This window comes from Curtobacterium sp. MCBA15_008 (assembly GCF_001865065.1).
In the GTDB taxonomy this organism is placed as follows: Bacteria; Actinomycetota; Actinomycetes; order Actinomycetales; family Microbacteriaceae; genus Curtobacterium.
The window spans coordinates 33,161-50,194 of sequence record NZ_MJGN01000007.1 but is presented as its reverse complement, the minus strand read 5'-3'; the positions used below and the strand labels follow the sequence as shown (position 1 = coordinate 50,194).

Sequence of the window (17,034 nt, the reverse complement as noted above, 5' to 3'; positions counted from 1 at the left end):
ATGCGCAGCGGACCGTGTTCGGCGCTACGCCACCGAGTCCGGGTGCGATCCCGTCCGCTGCCCGGACTCGAGCGACGCGATCGCTGCGAGGTCGTCGTCGCTCAGCACGAAGCCGTCGACGTCGAGGTTCGACCGGATCCGTGACGGCGTGACGGACTTCGGCAGCACCACAACGCCCTGCTGCACGTTCCACCGCACGAGCACCTGTGCGACGGTCACCCCGTGCGCGTCGGCGATGCGGGTGAGGACCGGCTCGTCGATGAGGCGCCCGCGCCCGAGCGGCGACCACGCCTCGGTCACGATGCCGTGCCGCTGGTGGAAGTCCATCAGGTCGCGTTGCGGCAGCCACGGGTGCCGCTCCACCTGGTTGACGGCCGGCACCTCGCCGGTCTCACCAATGATCCGCTCGAGGTGCGGCACCTGGAAGTTCGAGACCCCGACGCTGCGCGCGCGGCCGGACTCCCGCAGCTCGACGAGCGCCCGCCAGGTGTCGACGTAGCGGTCGTTCGCGGCGGCCGGCCAGTGGATCAGGTAGAGGTCGACCGCGTCGAGCCCGAGGCGCTCGAGGCTGCCGTCGAACGCCCGCAGGGTCGCGTCGCGCCCCTGGTGGTCGTTCCACACTTTGGTGGTCACGAAGACGTCGTCACGGTCGAGCCTGGAGGCACGGATCGCCTTCCCGACGCCGGTCTCGTTGCCGTACATCTCTGCTGTGTCGACGTGCCGGTAGCCGGAGTCGAGCGCCAGACCGACGGCTGTCTCCGCCTCGGCGTCGTCGACCTTGTAGACGCCGAAGCCGATCGCGGGGATCGTGGCGCCGTCGCGGAGGGGGACTGAGGTGACCATGCACCCATCCTGCCGATCGTGGCGGGGGTGCGCCGCGCCTCCAGGTCGGCTCGTCCGTTCCGTTCGGGGGTACCTGGTGCTTTCGGGCGTACCTGGTGAGAAGAAACGACCCTCTACGCCTGATTCGACCAGGTGCGCGGGGGAGCCGGGTCAGGTCGGGAGGTTGACCGGCTCGGTGTCGGGGATGGGGCTGGCGTCGCGACCGCGCAGGTCGGGCAGCCACCGCTTCATGACGAGGGGCAGGACGACGCCGACGGCGGCCATGACAGCGCCGACGGTCATGCCGCCGCTCGCACCGTGCATGTCGATGAGGAAGCCGGCCACGGCGGATCCGCCGGCCGCACCGATGAGCTGCCCGGTCCCCATCCAGCCGTAGGCCTCGGCCGTGTCCGAGAACTTCACCGTGGCGGACACCGAGCCGAACATGACCGCGAGGGCCGGGGCGATTCCCGCACCCGCGATGACGAGGGCGAAGCAGAGCCACCAGAAGTTCGTGCCGCCGACGGCGAGTGCCAGGCCGGCGAAGACGATCGCCATGCGGGTCCACAGGGTGTTCCGCGAGATGGGGCGGTGTCCGAGGGCCAACCCGCCGATCAGGGAGCCGACCGCGAAGACGGCCAGGACGATGCCGGCGTTCGGGCTGCCCTCGCCGAAGACGCTCGTCACGCTCGCCTCGACCGCGGCGCACGCCCCGATGAGCAGGAGGCCGGTGAGGGTCGCCACGACCACGGACGGGCGCTTCAGCACGACGCCGAACGCGCGCTTGGAGCGGGGGATGCGGACGCGACCGAGCTCGGGGGAGGCGATGAACCACGTGCCGCCCACGACCAGGAAGACCATCGCGACGACGATCGCCTGGACCGTGCCGACCTGCGTGGCGACGAACGTGGTGATGACCGGGCCGGCGACCCAGATGAGCTCCTGCGCGCTGGCGTCGAGGGAGAAGAGGGGAGTGAGCTGCGACGAGGTCACCATCTTGGGGTAGATGGTGCGCACCGCGGGCTGCACGGGCGGGACCGCCAGGCCGCCGAGGAAGCCGACGACGACGTAGCCCCACAGCGGCATGAGGACGAACGCGATGACGCCCATGCTCACGAGCGCGACGAGGCTGGTCAGGACGAGGACGGGCCGCATGCCCCAGCTGCCCATCCACCGACTGGTGAGCGGGCCGGCGAGTGCCTGCCCGACGCTGGTGGTGGCGAGGACGAGCCCGGCCGCCCCGTAGGAGTGGAAGACGTGCTCGACGTGGAGCAGGTAGGCGAGCGACAGCATGCCGAACGGGAAGCGTGCGGTGAGCTGCGCGGCGATGACGCGACCGACTCCGGGGGTCTTCAGCAGGGGTCCGTACGTGCTCACGGGACGAGTGTACGGACCGGGCGGAGCAGGGTGTCACCCGTCCGGGGGCGGCGGTGGATCGTCCGTCCGGAACGCCCCTGTGGAGGACGAACGCGACACGCCGTCGTCCTGTCTCCACACCGGGGGACAATCTGCTCCACAAGGTGTGGATGGATGTCGGAGGTCGGTGCGAGAGTGGCGGAAAACCGGCCTTCGGGACGGGCCCGCAGACCATCCACACTGTGGACGGCCTGTGGAGAACTACACGGCTGTAACACTTTCTCTTGTGGTCGCTCGCGGTGTCGGCCACTAGATGTAGTATCGAGTCACCGGAAAGCACTCGCCCCGGAACTGCGCCCAGTCGGCTTCGACGGGCACCGTTCACCAGGCGCAGGGACACCGGTCCACAGGCACCAGAACAACCACCACAGCATCAGCAGAACCAGGGGAGATCATGGCCGTCACCGTCTACACCAAGCCGTCCTGCGTCCAGTGCACCGCGACGTACCGTGCGCTCGACAACAAGGGCATCGAGTACGAAGTGCACGACGTCTCCACCGACGAAGCCGCGCTCGAGCACGTCAAGAGCCTCGGCTACATGCAGGCCCCCGTCGTCGTCACCGATGACGACCACTGGTCGGGCTTCCGCCCCGACAAGATCGCGACCCTCAGCGCCGAGCTGGCGTAAGGCGTCTCCCGTCCGGCGGACGGTGACCGAGCTCGTTCAGGACGCTCGACTCATCGCCGCCGGGCACCCCGGTCCGTCTGTCCGCACCTTCTCACCCGGAGGGGCACCATGAGCCGACTGGTCTACTTCTCGAGCGTGTCCGGGTACACCGCGCGCTTCGTCGAGAAGCTCGGCCGCGACGCGGACCGGATCCCGCTCTACCCGAGCGAGCCCTTCCTCCACGTGGACGAGCCGTACGTGCTGTTCCTGCCCACCTACGGTGGCGGCAACGGTGAGGGCGCGGTCCCCAAGCAGGTCATCAAGTTCCTCAACGACGCCCACAACCGCTCGCTCATCCGCGGGGTGGTCGTCGGCGGCAACACGAACTTCGGCGAGGCCTACGGTCTCGCCGGGGACGTCATCGCGCGGAAGTGCAACGTCCCCCTTCTCTACCGTTTCGAACTCTTCGGGACCCCTGACGACGTGTCGGCGGTCAACTCAGGATTGGATGCATTTTGGACGCAGCAGTTGCAGACGTCGATCTGACGTCGCCGCAGACGGGGATGGACTACCACTCCCTCAACGCGATGCTCAACCTCTACGACGCGGACGGGAACATCCAGTTCGACAAGGATCGTGAGGCCGCCAAGCAGTTCTTCCTGCAGCACGTCAACCAGAACACCGTCTTCTTCCACAACCTGAAGGAGCGGCTCGACTACCTGGTCGAGAACGAGTACTACGAAAAAGCCACGATCGACATGTACTCGCTGGACTTCATCCAGCGACTCAACGACCTGGCGTACTCGAAGAAGTTCCGGTTCCAGACGTTCCTCGGCGCGTTCAAGTACTACACGAGCTACACGCTCAAGACGTTCGACGGCAAGCGCTACCTCGAGCGCTTCGAGGACCGCGTCGTCATGACCGCCCTCGGCCTGGCACAGGGCAACGAGCAGCTCGCCATCGACCTGGTCGAAGAGATCGTCGCCGGCCGCTTCCAGCCCGCGACCCCCACGTTCCTCAACACCGCGAAGGCCCAGCGCGGCGAGCTCGTCTCCTGCTTCCTCCTCCGCATCGAGGACAACATGGAGTCGATCTCGCGCGGCATCAACTCCTCGCTGCAGCTCTCGAAGCGCGGCGGCGGCGTGGCCCTGCTCCTCTCCAACATCCGCGAGGCCGGCGCACCGATCAAGCAGATCGAGAACCAGTCCTCGGGCATCATCCCCGTGATGAAGCTGCTGGAAGACTCCTTCTCCTACGCGAACCAGCTCGGTGCGCGTCAGGGTGCCGGTGCCGTCTACCTGTCGGCGCACCACCCCGACATCATGAAGTTCCTCGACACCAAGCGCGAGAACGCCGACGAGAAGATCCGCATCAAGACGCTGTCGCTCGGCGTCGTCGTGCCGGACATCACGTTCGAGCTCGCGAAGAACAACGAGGACATGTACCTCTTCTCGCCGTACGACGTCGAGAAGGTCTACGGCGTCCCGTTCGGCGACGTCCCGATCTCCGAGAACTACCGCGCGATGGTCGACGACTCGCGCATCAAGAAGACGAAGATCAAGGCGCGTGACTTCTTCACGACCATCGCCGAGATCCAGTTCGAGTCGGGCTACCCGTACATCGTGTTCGAGGACACGGTGAACAAGGCCAACCCGATCAAGGGTCGGATCAACATGTCCAACCTGTGCTCGGAGATCCTGCAGGTCAACACGCCGACCACCTTCAACGAGGACCTGTCCTACAAGGAGATCGGCAAGGACATCTCCTGCAACCTCGGCTCGCTGAACATCGCGCTGACGATGGACTCGCCGGACTTCGGCAAGACCATCGAGACCGCCATCCGCGGCCTGACCTCGGTGTCGCAGATGTCGCACATCAACTCGGTGCGTTCCGTCGAGGACGGCAACGACAAGTCGCACGCCATCGGCCTCGGCCAGATGAACCTGCACGGCTACCTCGCTCGTGAGCGCGTCTACTACGGCTCCGAAGAGGGCATCGACTTCACGAACATCTACTTCTACACGGTGCTGTTCCACGCGCTTCGTGCGTCGAACAAGATCGCGATCGAGACGGGCGAGACCTTCGACGGTTTCCGCGACTCGAAGTACGCGTCGGGCGAGTTCTTCGACAAGTACACCGACCAGGCGTGGACGCCGGCGACCGCCCGTGTCGCGTCGCTGTTCGACAACGCGAGCATCACGATCCCGACGCAGGACGACTGGAAGGCGCTGAAGGCGTCCATCCAGCAGTACGGCATCTACAACCAGAACCTGCAGGCCGTCCCGCCGACCGGTTCGATCTCGTACATCAACCACTCGACGTCGTCGATCCACCCGATCGCGTCGAAGATCGAGATCCGCAAGGAAGGCAAGCTCGGCCGCGTCTACTACCCGGCGCCGTTCATGACGAACGACAATCTGGACTACTACCAGGACGCGTACGAGATCGGCCCGGAGAAGATCATCGACACGTACGCCGCGGCGACGCAGCACGTGGACCAGGGCCTGTCCCTGACGCTGTTCTTCAAGGACACCGCCACCACGCGCGACATCAACAAGGCGCAGATCTACGCATGGCGCAAGGGCATCAAGACGATCTACTACATCCGTCTGCGCCAGCTCGCGCTCGAGGGCACCGAGGTCGAGGGCTGCGTTTCGTGCATGTTGTGACGCCTCCGGCGTCGTGCATGCTGCGGCCCACTGGTCGCTGACGCGACTGCCCACATCCTGGAGGCGCGGTGCCAGTCCGCACCGCGCCTCCAGTCCGTCATCAGATCACCATCTCGAATCCGGAAGACAATCCCATGACCCTCACCGACCCGGTCCACGCCACGGGCAAGTCCATCCCGCTGATCAGCGCGGTCAGTGCCATCAACTGGAACCGCATCCAGGACGACAAGGACGTCGAGGTCTGGAATCGGCTGGTCAACAACTTCTGGCTGCCCGAGAAGGTGCCGCTGTCGAACGACGTGCAGTCGTGGAACACGCTCACGCCGGAGGAGCAGCAGCTCACCATGCGGGTCTTCACCGGCCTGACGCTGCTCGACACCATCCAGGGCACCGTCGGCGCGATCAGCCTGATCCCCGATGCGATCACCCCGCACGAAGAAGCCGTCTACACGAACATCGCGTTCATGGAGTCGGTGCACGCGAAGAGCTACTCGTCGATCTTCTCGACGCTGGCGTCGACGCCTGAGATCGACGACGCCTTCCGCTGGTCCACCGAGAACGTGAACCTGCAGAAGAAGGCCCAGATCGTCCTCGACTACTACACCGGCGACGACCCCCTGAAGCGCAAGGTCGCCTCGACGCTGCTCGAGTCGTTCCTGTTCTACTCCGGTTTCTACCTGCCGATGTACTGGTCGTCGCGCGCCAAGCTCACCAACACCGCTGACCTGATCCGCCTGATCATCCGCGACGAAGCCGTCCACGGGTACTACATCGGGTACAAGTTCCAGAAGGGCCTCGAGGGCCTTTCCGAGGAGCGCAAGCAGGAGATCAAGGACTACACGTTCAACCTGCTGTTCGAGCTCTACGAGAACGAGGTGCAGTACACGCAGGACCTCTACGACGGTGTCGGCCTGACCGAGGACGTCAAGAAGTTCCTGCACTACAACGCCAACAAGGCGCTGATGAACCTGGGCTACGAGCCGATGTTCCCCAAGGAGACGACGGACGTGAACCCGGCGATCCTGTCGGCGCTTTCGCCGAACGCGGACGAGAACCACGACTTCTTCTCGGGGTCCGGGTCGTCGTACGTCATCGGCAAGGCCGAGAGCACTGAGGACGAGGACTGGGACTTCTGATCCTGGTTTGACTCGTGGGGACGCCCCGCTGGCTTCGGCCGGCGGGGCGTTCCTGTGCTCGTCGGCCTTCGGCGGCGTCAGGCCCGGCGTGCGTCGCGGAACCACGCGGGCGTGCGCGGGGCGGGAGGTGCCAGGGAGTCCGCCGCGGTCGGGATCAGCCTCTCGTTCAGGATCGGTGGCTCCTGTTCAGTCCCAGATGGCGATCCAGTCAACTGACACACGCCCGGACGCGTTCTTCGGGACGGCACCCCTGTTGGTCCACGTTTCGCCTTGCAGGGTCACACGCATCGGCTTCGTCGGGACGGCCGACGTGGTGGAGGACACGAGCTCGTTGTCCCAGTAGAACCGGACGATCCCACGGTCCCACTCGGTGGTGGCGACGTGGTACGCGGTGGTGTCCGTCTTCGCGGGGATCTGCGCCGCGCGGTCGTACCGCATACTGCGGTTCGCGTACGTACCGGGGATCGCGGATGCGGGGCGCGGCTTGGCTCCGAGCGTGAGTGACTCGGGCCAGTCGATCTCGCCGTCGTTCCACTGGTCGGATGAGGGCCACAGCATCCCGACGAACTTGTACCCGTCGGTGGTGGTGGTCTTGTACCGGATGGAGACCCGTGCGGTGGTGTGTGGGGCGTATCCATCGGGCATGACTGCTGCGACGAGGGGTTTGCCGTTCTCCGTGTGGAAGTCGAAGTCGAGGTTGCCGTCAGCGACGGACAGCACTTTGTCGGGGGCGTACGTGCCGAGCCCGCTGGTGTCCGTGAAGCCGTCGTAGAAGCCCATGCCGGGGTAGACGGACGGGACCTGGCCGAGCGCGGCAGGCTTCGTGAAGTCCTCGGTGAACGACTGCCGCCACTCGCGTCCGTTCGACACGACGTCGCCCACTGGGAGAGCAGCTGCGTTCGTGGCTGCGGTCGGCGTCGGCGTGCCCACCGGTGTCGGGGTGGCGGTCACGGTGTCACCGGGTGCGGCCTGTGGTGGTGCAGTGGTCGGTGCTGCGGTCGGACCCGGTATCACGGTGGATGAAGCACAACCAGCGAGTGTGCAAGCAACGACAAGGGCGGCGACGACTCCGTTCGCTACGGCGGTGTATGTGCGAATCGTCACGACACGTTCCCTGGTGAGTTGGTAGAACTCCTGATCATGGTAATGAAGGAGCACCCCTCGGCGTGATGCCCGTGAGCGCCCCAGTTCGAGGGTGCCAACCACGAAGGCCCTCGACGTGGGACCCCAGACTCACCAGCTCCGCGCTCGGACACGGACATCCGAGAGCGGAGCGGGAACTGCGAGCCGTCACGGTACCCGGCAGGGATGTTCGGATCGCAGGCGTTCGCCGAACAGCCGGTGGGAGCCGTTCTCGCTGCGCGTGCGAGAACGTTGCAGGATCTGTCCGGCATCACCACCGGTCACGTCGAGAAGCCGTGACCGGTGCATGAGACGATGCCAGACGTGGGGAACAGATGATCGAGCGGCAGGCACAGGGCGCGTCACAGGGGCGGTCGAACGCGTGCCGGTGCGTGCCGGTGCGTGCCGTGAGCATCCTCCAGCGAGTCACCCGCTTCCGGGAACGACGCACGCTCGAGCGGTTCGCCGTCGCGTGCATCCGCCTGGACGACTACCTCACCGCGTTCGATGGCGCACCCACCCGGTACGGCACCCTCGCCGTCGCCGCCACGGAACTCATCGAACACGGGTGGATCCACGACGACCTCCGCGACCTCGGCGTCGCCGGCATGCGCCCTCGTCCCTGGCCCACCGGGAAAGCCGAAGACGCCGGTGCCGACGTCCCCAGCTGGGTCGCGAACGCCAACCCCCTCGCCGACGACGTCGAGAAGGCAGCCCTCAGTCTTCGGGCGCTTTGAACAGGGCTGCTGGGCGTGCGGGGCGGCGCGCCACGTAGCCGCGGTTCGGAAGGCCGTGTTGCGAAGGTCGTCGCCAGGCACTGTTCACGCCGGCGGCGTCGTTCCCGCGCCCTCGGTGTCGTCAGCGCCCGCCGGACCGGCCCCGGCCTGATCGAGGTTCTCGTGCGGGTCGCCCATGTCCCCGGTCGCGTTACCGGCGGGGGACAGCCCGAAGTGCTTGCGGACGGCGTTCGCCTCAGCAGGGGACAGGGTCTGTCCGGCGCCGAGTGACGGCGCGCCCTTGATCGCACTCTTCGTGTACCCGACGTGCAGATCCGTGCCGTCGAACGTCGCGTCCTCGACCGGGACGAGCGCGTGGTGACTCCCGAGCAGTCCCGTTGCGACGCTGACGAACGCCGCGCTGCCGTCCTCGTCGGAGGGGAACACCCGCGCCACCTTGCCGACCGACGCGCCGTCGCGATCTCGGACGGTCGCGCTCTCGACCTCGTGGATCTTGCTCTTGGTGATCATGGGCGTAGTCAACGCCCTTCCGGCTGACGCTTCGATCGGACGCTCGAGTCAGGCTGAGGTGTCGTTCTCCGTGTTGCAGCGGCGCACAGCGCGATGCGCCACCGGGATGGACAGGAGCGCGCCGCCGAGGAGCACCGCCGTGGCCACGAGCACCGAGACCGGATTGCGGAGCGGCGCGACACCGATGCTCGCCAGGCTCCACAGCACGGTCAGGATTCCGGCAATGACCGTCGGGCGGAGTGCTGCTTGGTGCCCGGTCCGCCAGGCTTCATCGCTGGACATCGTGACCCGCGTTCGGACGCCAGCGAGATCGTTCCGAGGCAGGGATCCGTTGGCAGCCCTCCACGTCAGCCAGGTCGCGAGGACGGCGCCGCCGATCACGAGTGCCAACGCGAACGCCATTGCTCCGACCATGCAACCAACGCTAATGTCACGGAATTGAAACGGCAATGTACTACCGCCTCGTCGGTGTGACGATACGACGGAGTGGTGCCCTCGACCAAGGAGCAGAGCGTGAATCCACTCGTCCCCACGGCACTCGACGGCGCGCTGACGGCGGTCTCTCTCGTCGCGCTGATGCTGGCCCTCGCAGCCTTCATCTCGCTGATCCGCTCTCCGTCGCCTTCCGGATGGCGTTTGCTCACATGGGCGGTCGTCGTCCTCATCGTCCCGTTCGTCGGGCCCGCGATGTGGTTCGTCGCCCGACAGCGCGATCGGTCAGTGACGCCCACGCGGGCCGGCAACGACACATGAGGGGCACGGACGCCTCCCGGATCTACCGGGCAGCCCGAGTGATCGTCCGCACGATCCGCTCCTCCGCCACTGCCCGCACCGCCGCATCCGGATGGTGCCCGACGATCGCCAGCTCCACCCACAGGTCGTAGAACGCCAGTCGCGCCCGGAGCGACGGCCGAGCGAACAACTCCGGGTACGCCTCCTCCAACCACCCGGGCACCGGTGCCAGCGAAGCGGCGTCGAGCCCCCGCGACGACGGCGTCGGCGGGAACTCCTCGGGCCGAGCGCACCACCGCAGGATCGTGTCGAGCTCGACGTCCGCCGGCTGCGCCACGGCCTCGGCGAAGTCGATCAGCCCCGTGACCCGTCCGTCGTCGACCATGATGTTCGACCCGTGCAGATCCCCGTGGACGAGCGCGTGCGGATCGGCATCGAACAGGGGCAAGTGGGATGAAACCCAAGAAGTGAGCGACGGCGAGGAAAGCCCGGCAGCCGCCGCATCCTCGACGAGCGACAGCGCCGCACCCACGACGGGCGGGTGGTACGCCGGCCACGACCCGCCGGCCAGGGCCCCACGAAGCCACGGCGGCATCAGCCCAGCGGGAGCCGGCACGCGGTGGAGGGCGCGCAGTGCGTCCCCGAGCGAGTGGATGATCGACCGACGCTCGGCGACCGAGGCGGTCGGCCACGTGTCGTGCAGTGTCCGCCCGGGCAAGCGGGAGGACACGTACCAGGCACCCTCAGCCGTGGTCCCGTGCGCGATGTGCCGGGCGTGCGGGACATCCGTGCCGGCAAGCGAAGCCACGACGGATGCCTCGTGTTCGTACGCGTGCGCAGCCGCGTCGTCGCCGACCCGCACGACGTACGTCGACCCCACCCACGCTCGACTGACCCACCCGCCCTTCGCCTCGTAGTGCCCATCGGTCGGCAGACCTGCCGCGGCGAGGACCTCCTCCAACACGATCACGTCGACTGCCGCGGCACGAGGAAGCACTCCGCTGTCCGGACCCCGCCCTCGACGGCCTCCCCGGCGATCTTCCGCATGAGCAGGTCCGCCGCCTGCCGCCCGACCTCGCGCAGGTTCAGGTCGACCGACGTGATCGAGGGCCGTGCGGCGTCGGTGATGACGCTCCAGTTGTCGACCCCGACGACCCCGACCTGCGTCGGCACCGCGATCCCGGCTTCGCGCAGGCAGTCGACGACGCCCCGTGCGATCTGGTCACTCGTGCAGAACACCCCGTCGAACTCGGTGCCGAGCAGTCGCGTGGCGGCTTCGTACCCCCACCGCTCGCTCCACTCGCCGTACAAGGCGTCGCCACCGGCGAGCGTGGCTCCCCCCGCGGCGATCGCGCGCTTGGCGCTCTCGACGCGGTGCGCGCTCGCGGTGTGCCGTCGCGCGCCCGAGATCACCGCGATGGAGCGTCGGCCGGAGCCGATCAGGTGGTCGATCGCGCGCGCGGCGCCGGCTTCGTCGTCGGGCACGATGGAGACGTCATCCGGGTCGAGCGACGGCGAGAGGGCGTACACGGCGGGCACGCCGAGCAGTCCGGTGATCGAGGGCCGCGGATCGCTCGAGCGACCGGTCACGACGATCCCGTCGACGCGCTGGTTCAGGAACGTCTGCACGTAGTGCGCCTCGCGGATGGGGTCGCCGCGGCTCTCGGCGAGCAGCATCGACACCTCGCCCGGCCCGAAGGTGTCCTCGGCTCCGGTGAGGATCGGGATGGTGAACCGTCCGTAGGCGTCGGTGGAGAGCACCCCGACCAGGAAGGACCGGCCGGGAGGCACGGCTCGCGTCTCGGCGCGCACGCTCAGTCCCAGCTCGGTCGCCGCTGCAGCGACGCGTTGCCGCGTCCCCTCGGCGATCTGCCCGCGGCCGTTGAGGACCTTCGAGACCGTGCCGACGGAGACGCCGGTCTGGGCGGCGACGTCGGCGAGCGTCACTTCACGACGATTGACCATCACGTCCTCCTTGCACTCCGAGCGTACGGCACTCGGCAAACCTTGCCGTATCACGATTCCGGCGTCAAGCATTGACACGGCTCGAACCGCACTCTAGCGTCGGCAAACACAGCAAACCTTGCCGCAACGGTGCGGCAAGTAGTGACTTGGAGATGACGATGAAGACATCCACGATCCGGCGGACCGCGACCCTGGCCGCCGCCCTCACGGTCGCGGCACTCGGGTTGGCCGGGTGCTCCTCGAGCGGGACGGCCGACAGCGGAGGCTCCGCGAAGGGCACGGTGACGCTCTGGCAGCGCGACGGAGGCGTCGACCTGACCGACCAGGTGAAGGCCTACGAGAAGGCGAACCCCGGCATCACGGTGAAGCTCTCCACGATCCAGGCCGACCAGTACCTCACGAAGCTCGCGAACTCCGCTCGTGCGGGATCGGTCCCGGACCTCGTCAGCTACGACATCGTCAACACCCCGCTGCTCGCGACCCAGGGGCTGCTCGCTGACGTCACCGACAAGGTGAAGGGCCTGTCGAACAAGGGCGACCTCGCGCCCGCCGGTGTCGAGATCGGCACGCTCGACGGCAAGAACTACGCGCTGCCCGTGGCGCTCACCGGTTCCCAGATGTTCTGGAACAAGTCACTGTTCACGAAGGCCGGCCTCGACCCGACCAAGCCACCGACGTCCCTCGCCGAGGTGAAGGCCGCGGCCGAGAAGATCCAGGCACTCGGCGGCGGCGTCACCGGGTTCTCGACCCTCGGCGGAGTCGGGCAGGCGTGGACCGGCTTCCCGAGCTCGTGGGCGAAGAGCGGCAGCGTCCTGACTGCTGCCGGCAAGAGCCAGAAGGCGGAGTTCACCAGCCCGGAGCTCGTCGGGATGGTCGACTGGTACCAGGAGATGTGGAAGTCCGGGCTCATGCAGAAGACCGACCAGCCCAACCAGGACCCGGGCAACGTGGGGCAGGAGAACGCCCTCAACGGCAAGGTCGGCATCGTCTTCGGCGGCGCGAATACCCTCACCGCCAAGAAGGCGGACTTCGGCAGCGCGGTCGGGATCCCCGGCGTGGACGGCGGCTCGGGGTCGTTCCTCGGCGGCGACGAGATCGGCATGACCGCCGGTGCGAAGAACGCCGACGGCGCGTGGTCGCTCATGAAGTGGCTCGTCAGCTCGAAGAAGGCCGCCGAGATCGACCTGTCGCAGGGCTGGATCGCGCCGGACCTCACGGTGGCGAAGAGCCTCGCGACGGACGACTGGTCGAAGGACATCGTCGACACGCTCGCGATCGGCAAGCTCCCGAAGAGCATCGCGTACAACGCGGTGATCAACGACCCGAACGGCCCGTGGGCGCAGCAGTCCCAGAAGGTCATCTTCCAGGGCGCTGAGGCGAAGACCGCCCTGGCGAGTGCCGAGAAGCAGGCCAATTCGCTCATCGAGCAGGCGTACAGCCAGGTCGGACAGTGACAGCCGTCACCTCCTCGGCGCTCGCCGGGGTCGCGGACGGGGGCAAGCGCTCCCGTCCGCGGTCCGCGAGCCGTCGTCGCCAGACGCTCGCGTGGGTGCTCGTCGCGCCGGCGCTCGTCCTCGCGGTCGTGTTCTTCGTCGTGCCGATGGTGCTGCTCGTCGGGATGTCGTTCTCGAACTGGCCGCTGCTCGGCAAGGTCAGCGTCGCCGGCGTCGCGAACTACACGCAGGCGTTCCAGGACACCGCGTTCTGGCGCTCCCTCGGGTTCTCGCTGCTCTTCACCGTGGTGTCGGTGCCGCTCGGGATGGCCGCGAGCTACGCCGCCGCGACGATGGTCCGCGGCGAAGGGCGACTCGTCTCCTTCGTGCGGACGGCGTTCTTCATGCCCGTGGTCATCGGGTTCACCGCCGCCGCGTACATGGCGAACGTGCTCCTCGTGCCGGGAACCGGCGTGATCAACGTGCTCCTGAAGTCGATCGGCCTGACCAACGGGGACACCGCCTGGTTCACGTCCCCGGACACCGCGTTCTGGGCGGTCATCGTCCTGACGGTGTGGAAGTCGATGGGCGTCGCGATGATCCTGCTCATGGCCGGCATGCAGGCCGTGCCGACCGAGGTGATCGAGGCGGCGAAGATCGACGGTGCCGGGTGGTGGCGACGCGAGGGCTCGGTGGTCTTCCCGCTCGTCCGGCGACAGTTCGCGCTGTGCATGCTGCTCGCGGTGTCCGGGTCGATCCTGGTGTTCGACCAGTTCTACGTGCTGACCAAGGGCGGCCCGAGCGGGTCGACCACGACGACCGTGATGTACACGTACCAGCAGTCGTTCGTCCGCTACGACCTCGGCTACGGCGCCGCCCTGTCGATGATCCTCACCGTGATCATCCTCGTCATCGCGATCGTCCAGCTCCGGGCCCTGCGCTCCACCGGACAGGAGGACGAGCGATGAGCGCCACCGACGTGACCAGACGGACGACCGCAGCGTCCCGACGCGACGCGAGCCGCGCCTCCAGACCGGACTCGCCGGGTGCGCCGGGCCGGACCGACCTGCCGGGCGTCACCCCGCCGCGACGTCGTCGGGTGCACGCGAGCGGCGTCGCGTACGTCGTCGTGGGGACGGTGCTCGCACTGCTCTTCATCGCCCCGGTCCTGTACATCCTGTTCCGGTCGTTCCTGCCGGCCGACGCCGACGCCCGGGGGATCGGGTTCGAGTCGATCGCGACGCTCACGCTCCGGAACTACACGAAGGTGTTCGACCCCTCGGTCGACCTGCGGCAGAACATCGTCAACTCGTTCGTGGTCGCGATCTCGGTCGCCGTACTCGTCGCGATCGTGTCGACGCTCGCCGCGTACGCGCTGTCGAAGATCCGGTTCCGCGGGTCGACGCTCGTGTTCGTGCTCCTGCTGGCGCCGCTCGTCGTGCCGTTCCAGGGGCTGCTCACGCCGCTGTCGATCGTGCTCGGCAAGCTCGGGCTGCTCGACTCGCTCGCCGGGGTGGTGCTGGTGCTGGTGACGCTCCAGCTGCCGTTCTCGGTGTTCGTGATGCGGAACACGTTCGACGGCATCCCGTCGGAACTCGAGGACGCCGCGGCCATCGACGGTGCCGGCACCGGGCGGATCCTGCGTTCGGTGATGCTCCCGCTCGCGTGGCCGGGGCTCGTCACGACCGCACTGTTCGGCTTCATGGCCGGCTGGAACGACCTGCTCAGTTCGGTCACGTTCCTGTCGACCGACAGCAAGTACACACTCCCGCTCGCGCTGTCGAGCATCAGCACGTCCTTCAAGATCCCCGGCGTGCCGGTGATCGACCCGGGGCTCCTCACCGCCGTCGCGTGCGTCGCGACCGTCCCGGTGGTCGTGCTGTTCCTGGCACTGCAGCGGTACTACACCAGAGGTCTCATCGGAGGATCCATCAAATGACCATCACGGACACCCCGACCACCGGCACCGCTGCCGACGCTCCCAGCCCCGGCGGTCGGCCGCACCGGCCCCTGCCGCTCGGGAGCATCACACCCGGCGGCTGGCTGCTCGACCAGCTCCGGCTGCAGGCCGACAACATCACCGGGCAGCTCGAGGCGCTCTGGCCCGACGTCGGACCGGACAGCGGCTGGCGCGGCGGAGCAGGTGAGAACTGGGAACGCGGGCCGTACTACCTGGACGGACTCGTGCCGCTCGCGCACGTGCTGCACGACGACAGACTGCTGGCGCTCGCGTCTCCGTGGATCGAGTGGATCCTCAGCTCGCAGCGCGAGGACGGGTTCTTCGGTCCGACCGGCAACGACGACTGGTGGCCGCGGATGGTCGCGTGCAAGGTGCTCACGCAGCACGCCGACGCCACCGGGGATGATCGCGTCGCACCGTTCCTCTCGCGCTACTTCCGCCACCAGCTGTCGCACCTGCCTGCCCGGCCGTTGACGTCCTGGGGGCGTGCCCGCGGCGCCGACAACGTGCTGTCCGTGTGGTGGCTGTACGAGCAGACCGGCGAGGACTGGCTGCTCGACCTCGTCGACGTGCTCGCGGCCCAGACGATCCGGTGGGACGAGTACCTGACCGGTGACCTCATCACCGGCGCCGCACGAGTGTTCTCGCACCGCACCCACGGACCGAACGTCGCGATGGGGCTGAAGACCGGCGCCGTGGACGCCCTCCGTGACCGCGACCTCACCGGACACGCCGCCCGTACGGAGTCGGCGTTCGGGAACCTCGATCGGTGGCACGGGCAGGCCCACGGATGGTTCTCCGGCGACGAGTGGCTCGGGGGACCGACTGCGACGGCGGGCGTCGAGACGTGCCAGGTCGTCGAGATGATGTTCACGCAGGAGGTCCACGCGCAGGTGTACGGCCGGGCGATCGACGGCGACCGGCTCGAGCACCTCGCGTACAACCTGCTGCCGGCGTCGAGCGACCCGGAGATGCGCGGACACCAGTACCACCAGCAGGCGAACCAGGTGTCGGTGTCGGTGGCCCGTCGGGAGTGGAGCTTCTCGTCCGACGACGCCGGGATCTTCGGCCTCGAGCCGCACTTCGGCTGCTGCACGGCGAACCTGCACCAGGGGTGGCCGAAGTTCGTCGCGAACTCCTGGTTGCGTGATGACGACGGGCTGCGGGTCGTGGCCTACGCGCCCGTGACCGTGCAGACGGCCGTCGGGCCTGACCCGGTGACGATCCAGGTCGACACGACGTACCCGTTCGACGAGACCGTCACCATCCGTGTGGCGACTGAGCGGACAGCACCGTTCGCGCTCCGACTCCGGATCCCCGAGTGGGCGGACGACGCCCGGCTGACGGTCGGCGGTGCCCCGGTGGCGCTCGCCGGTGAGGCGCGACTCCCGGCCGAGGACGGCTACGTGACCCTGGAACGCGATTGGTCGACGGCCGGTGACGTCGTGCTCGTCCTGCCGATGCGGGCGAGGGTGACGCGACGCGAGCGGCAGGCCGCATCGGTCCGGCTCGGGCCGCTGACGATGGTGTACTCGCCGGGGGAGCGCTGGGTGGAACACGAGGGCGCACCGGGCATCGGGGAGTGGGAGATCCACCCGCGCGGGTCGTGGAACTGGGCGCTGGACCAGGTCGGATCAGCCACCTCGTGGCGGGTGACACGCGGAACCGTTCCGACGACGCCGTGGTCGCTCCGGGACCGGCGGAGCGCTGCTGTCGTGCTGCACGCGCCGGGCGCCCGGGCGACCGAGTGGCGGATGGCGGGGGCGCAGGCGGACGTTCCCCCGGCGAGTCCGGTGCTCGACCACGGGCCCGATGACGACCTGCGCCTCGTGCCGTACGGGTCGGCGCGGTTGCGGGTGACGGAGTTCCCGGTGATCGGGAACTGGCGGGACGTGGACGATGTGGAGGAGCCGGGGCGGTAGCGG

17 protein-coding genes are annotated in these 17,034 nt (G+C 68.0%); 10 read left to right on the top strand and 7 right to left on the bottom strand.

Annotated elements, in window-relative coordinates; translation table 11 throughout:
• Positions 1-24: 24 nt before the first annotated feature.
• Together BIU96_RS03505 and BIU96_RS03500 are read right to left on the bottom strand one after the other, a co-directional pair.
• Entirely contained in the window at positions 25-843 is an 819-nt protein-coding gene (locus BIU96_RS03505) for an aldo/keto reductase (protein WP_071291229.1), read from the bottom strand.
• A gap of 150 nt (positions 844-993) precedes the next feature.
• Entirely contained in the window at positions 994-2,199 is a 1,206-nt protein-coding gene (locus BIU96_RS03500) for an MFS transporter (RefSeq protein ID WP_071291228.1), read from the bottom strand.
• Between the two features lie 433 nt (positions 2,200-2,632).
• Here BIU96_RS03500 and nrdH point away from each other — a divergent pair, with 433 nt between their 5' ends.
• From nrdH to nrdF, 4 genes are all read left to right on the top strand, one after another.
• The gene (gene nrdH, locus BIU96_RS03495) at positions 2,633-2,866 is read left to right on the top strand and encodes a glutaredoxin-like protein NrdH (protein WP_017886897.1); all 234 of its coding nucleotides are present in this window, start codon (positions 2,633-2,635) and stop codon (positions 2,864-2,866) included.
• Between the two features lie 108 nt (positions 2,867-2,974).
• Positions 2,975-3,391 carry a class Ib ribonucleoside-diphosphate reductase assembly flavoprotein NrdI gene (nrdI, locus tag BIU96_RS03490; RefSeq protein ID WP_071291227.1) on the top strand — a complete coding sequence of 139 codons (417 nt, stop codon included), beginning with the start codon at positions 2,975-2,977 and terminating at the stop codon, positions 3,389-3,391.
• Between the two features lie 17 nt (positions 3,392-3,408).
• A complete protein-coding gene (gene nrdE, locus BIU96_RS03485; RefSeq protein ID WP_139199758.1) occupies positions 3,409-5,514 on the top strand; it encodes a class 1b ribonucleoside-diphosphate reductase subunit alpha in 2,106 nt (701 codons plus the stop codon).
• Between the two features lie 134 nt (positions 5,515-5,648).
• The gene (nrdF, locus tag BIU96_RS03480) at positions 5,649-6,650 is read left to right on the top strand and encodes a class 1b ribonucleoside-diphosphate reductase subunit beta (RefSeq protein ID WP_071291225.1); all 1,002 of its coding nucleotides are present in this window, start codon (positions 5,649-5,651) and stop codon (positions 6,648-6,650) included.
• A 186-nt stretch (positions 6,651-6,836) separates the two neighbouring features.
• Here the strand turns inward: nrdF and BIU96_RS03475 are convergent, their stop codons facing one another.
• Positions 6,837-7,601, bottom strand: coding sequence for a glycoside hydrolase family 16 protein (locus BIU96_RS03475; protein ID WP_139199756.1), 765 nt, complete (start codon positions 7,599-7,601; stop codon positions 6,837-6,839).
• Between the two features lie 578 nt (positions 7,602-8,179).
• Here BIU96_RS03475 and BIU96_RS03470 point away from each other — a divergent pair.
• Positions 8,180-8,509, top strand: coding sequence for a hypothetical protein (locus tag BIU96_RS03470; protein ID WP_139199754.1), 330 nt, complete (start codon positions 8,180-8,182; stop codon positions 8,507-8,509).
• An 84-nt stretch (positions 8,510-8,593) separates the two neighbouring features.
• Here the strand turns inward: BIU96_RS03470 and BIU96_RS03465 are convergent, their stop codons facing one another.
• Positions 8,594-9,019: a hypothetical protein gene (locus tag BIU96_RS03465; protein WP_071291222.1), complete on the bottom strand. Its 426-nt coding sequence runs from the start codon at positions 9,017-9,019 to the stop codon at positions 8,594-8,596.
• Between the two features lie 48 nt (positions 9,020-9,067).
• On the bottom strand, positions 9,068-9,433 hold the full coding sequence (locus BIU96_RS03460) for an SdpI family protein (protein ID WP_083402624.1): 366 nt from the start codon (positions 9,431-9,433) through the stop codon (positions 9,068-9,070).
• A 75-nt stretch (positions 9,434-9,508) separates the two neighbouring features.
• Between BIU96_RS03460 and BIU96_RS03455 the strand changes: the two genes are divergently transcribed.
• Complete coding sequence (locus BIU96_RS03455; protein ID WP_071291258.1) at positions 9,509-9,772, top strand: PLD nuclease N-terminal domain-containing protein; 264 nt, start codon at positions 9,509-9,511, stop codon at positions 9,770-9,772.
• Between the two features lie 22 nt (positions 9,773-9,794).
• Here BIU96_RS03455 and BIU96_RS03450 read toward each other — a convergent pair whose 3' ends face one another.
• Positions 9,795-10,721, bottom strand: coding sequence for a phosphotransferase (locus BIU96_RS03450; protein WP_254785933.1), 927 nt, complete (start codon positions 10,719-10,721; stop codon positions 9,795-9,797).
• Complete coding sequence (locus BIU96_RS03445; RefSeq protein ID WP_071291219.1) at positions 10,718-11,716, bottom strand: LacI family DNA-binding transcriptional regulator; 999 nt, start codon at positions 11,714-11,716, stop codon at positions 10,718-10,720. The genes BIU96_RS03450 and BIU96_RS03445 overlap by 4 nt, the downstream gene beginning before the upstream one ends.
• 158 nt (positions 11,717-11,874) lie before the next feature.
• Here BIU96_RS03445 and BIU96_RS03440 point away from each other — a divergent pair, with 158 nt between their 5' ends.
• The 4 genes from BIU96_RS03440 to BIU96_RS03425 are packed head-to-tail and all read left to right on the top strand — an operon-like array spanning position 11,875 to position 17,031.
• The gene (locus BIU96_RS03440; protein WP_175477445.1) at positions 11,875-13,170 is read left to right on the top strand and encodes an ABC transporter substrate-binding protein; all 1,296 of its coding nucleotides are present in this window, start codon (positions 11,875-11,877) and stop codon (positions 13,168-13,170) included.
• Positions 13,167-14,117: a carbohydrate ABC transporter permease gene (locus BIU96_RS03435; RefSeq protein ID WP_071291217.1), complete on the top strand. Its 951-nt coding sequence runs from the start codon at positions 13,167-13,169 to the stop codon at positions 14,115-14,117. Before BIU96_RS03440 ends, BIU96_RS03435 begins: the two co-directional genes overlap by 4 nt.
• Entirely contained in the window at positions 14,114-15,088 is a 975-nt protein-coding gene (locus BIU96_RS03430) for a carbohydrate ABC transporter permease (RefSeq protein ID WP_083402622.1), read from the top strand. Before BIU96_RS03435 ends, BIU96_RS03430 begins: the two co-directional genes overlap by 4 nt.
• Positions 15,085-17,031, top strand: a complete 1,947-nt coding sequence (locus tag BIU96_RS03425; protein WP_083402621.1) for a beta-L-arabinofuranosidase domain-containing protein — start codon at positions 15,085-15,087, stop codon at positions 17,029-17,031. Before BIU96_RS03430 ends, BIU96_RS03425 begins: the two co-directional genes overlap by 4 nt.
• Positions 17,032-17,034 lie beyond the last annotated feature (3 nt).

Coding starts and splice junctions, on each gene's coding strand:
- BIU96_RS03505 (WP_071291229.1), bottom strand. CDS start 843: ATGGTCACCTCAGTCCCCCTCCGCGACGGCGCCACGATCCCCGCGATC.
- nrdH (WP_017886897.1), top strand. CDS start 2,633: ATGGCCGTCACCGTCTACACCAAGCCGTCCTGCGTCCAGTGCACCGCG.
- nrdI (WP_071291227.1), top strand. CDS start 2,975: ATGAGCCGACTGGTCTACTTCTCGAGCGTGTCCGGGTACACCGCGCGC.
- nrdE (WP_139199758.1), top strand. CDS start 3,409: ATGGACTACCACTCCCTCAACGCGATGCTCAACCTCTACGACGCGGAC.
- nrdF (WP_071291225.1), top strand. CDS start 5,649: ATGACCCTCACCGACCCGGTCCACGCCACGGGCAAGTCCATCCCGCTG.
- BIU96_RS03465 (WP_071291222.1), bottom strand. CDS start 9,019: ATGATCACCAAGAGCAAGATCCACGAGGTCGAGAGCGCGACCGTCCGA.
- BIU96_RS03460 (WP_083402624.1), bottom strand. CDS start 9,433: ATGGTCGGAGCAATGGCGTTCGCGTTGGCACTCGTGATCGGCGGCGCC.
- BIU96_RS03445 (WP_071291219.1), bottom strand. CDS start 11,716: ATGGTCAATCGTCGTGAAGTGACGCTCGCCGACGTCGCCGCCCAGACC.
- BIU96_RS03440 (WP_175477445.1), top strand. CDS start 11,875: ATGAAGACATCCACGATCCGGCGGACCGCGACCCTGGCCGCCGCCCTC.
- BIU96_RS03430 (WP_083402622.1), top strand. CDS start 14,114: ATGAGCGCCACCGACGTGACCAGACGGACGACCGCAGCGTCCCGACGC.
- BIU96_RS03425 (WP_083402621.1), top strand. CDS start 15,085: ATGACCATCACGGACACCCCGACCACCGGCACCGCTGCCGACGCTCCC.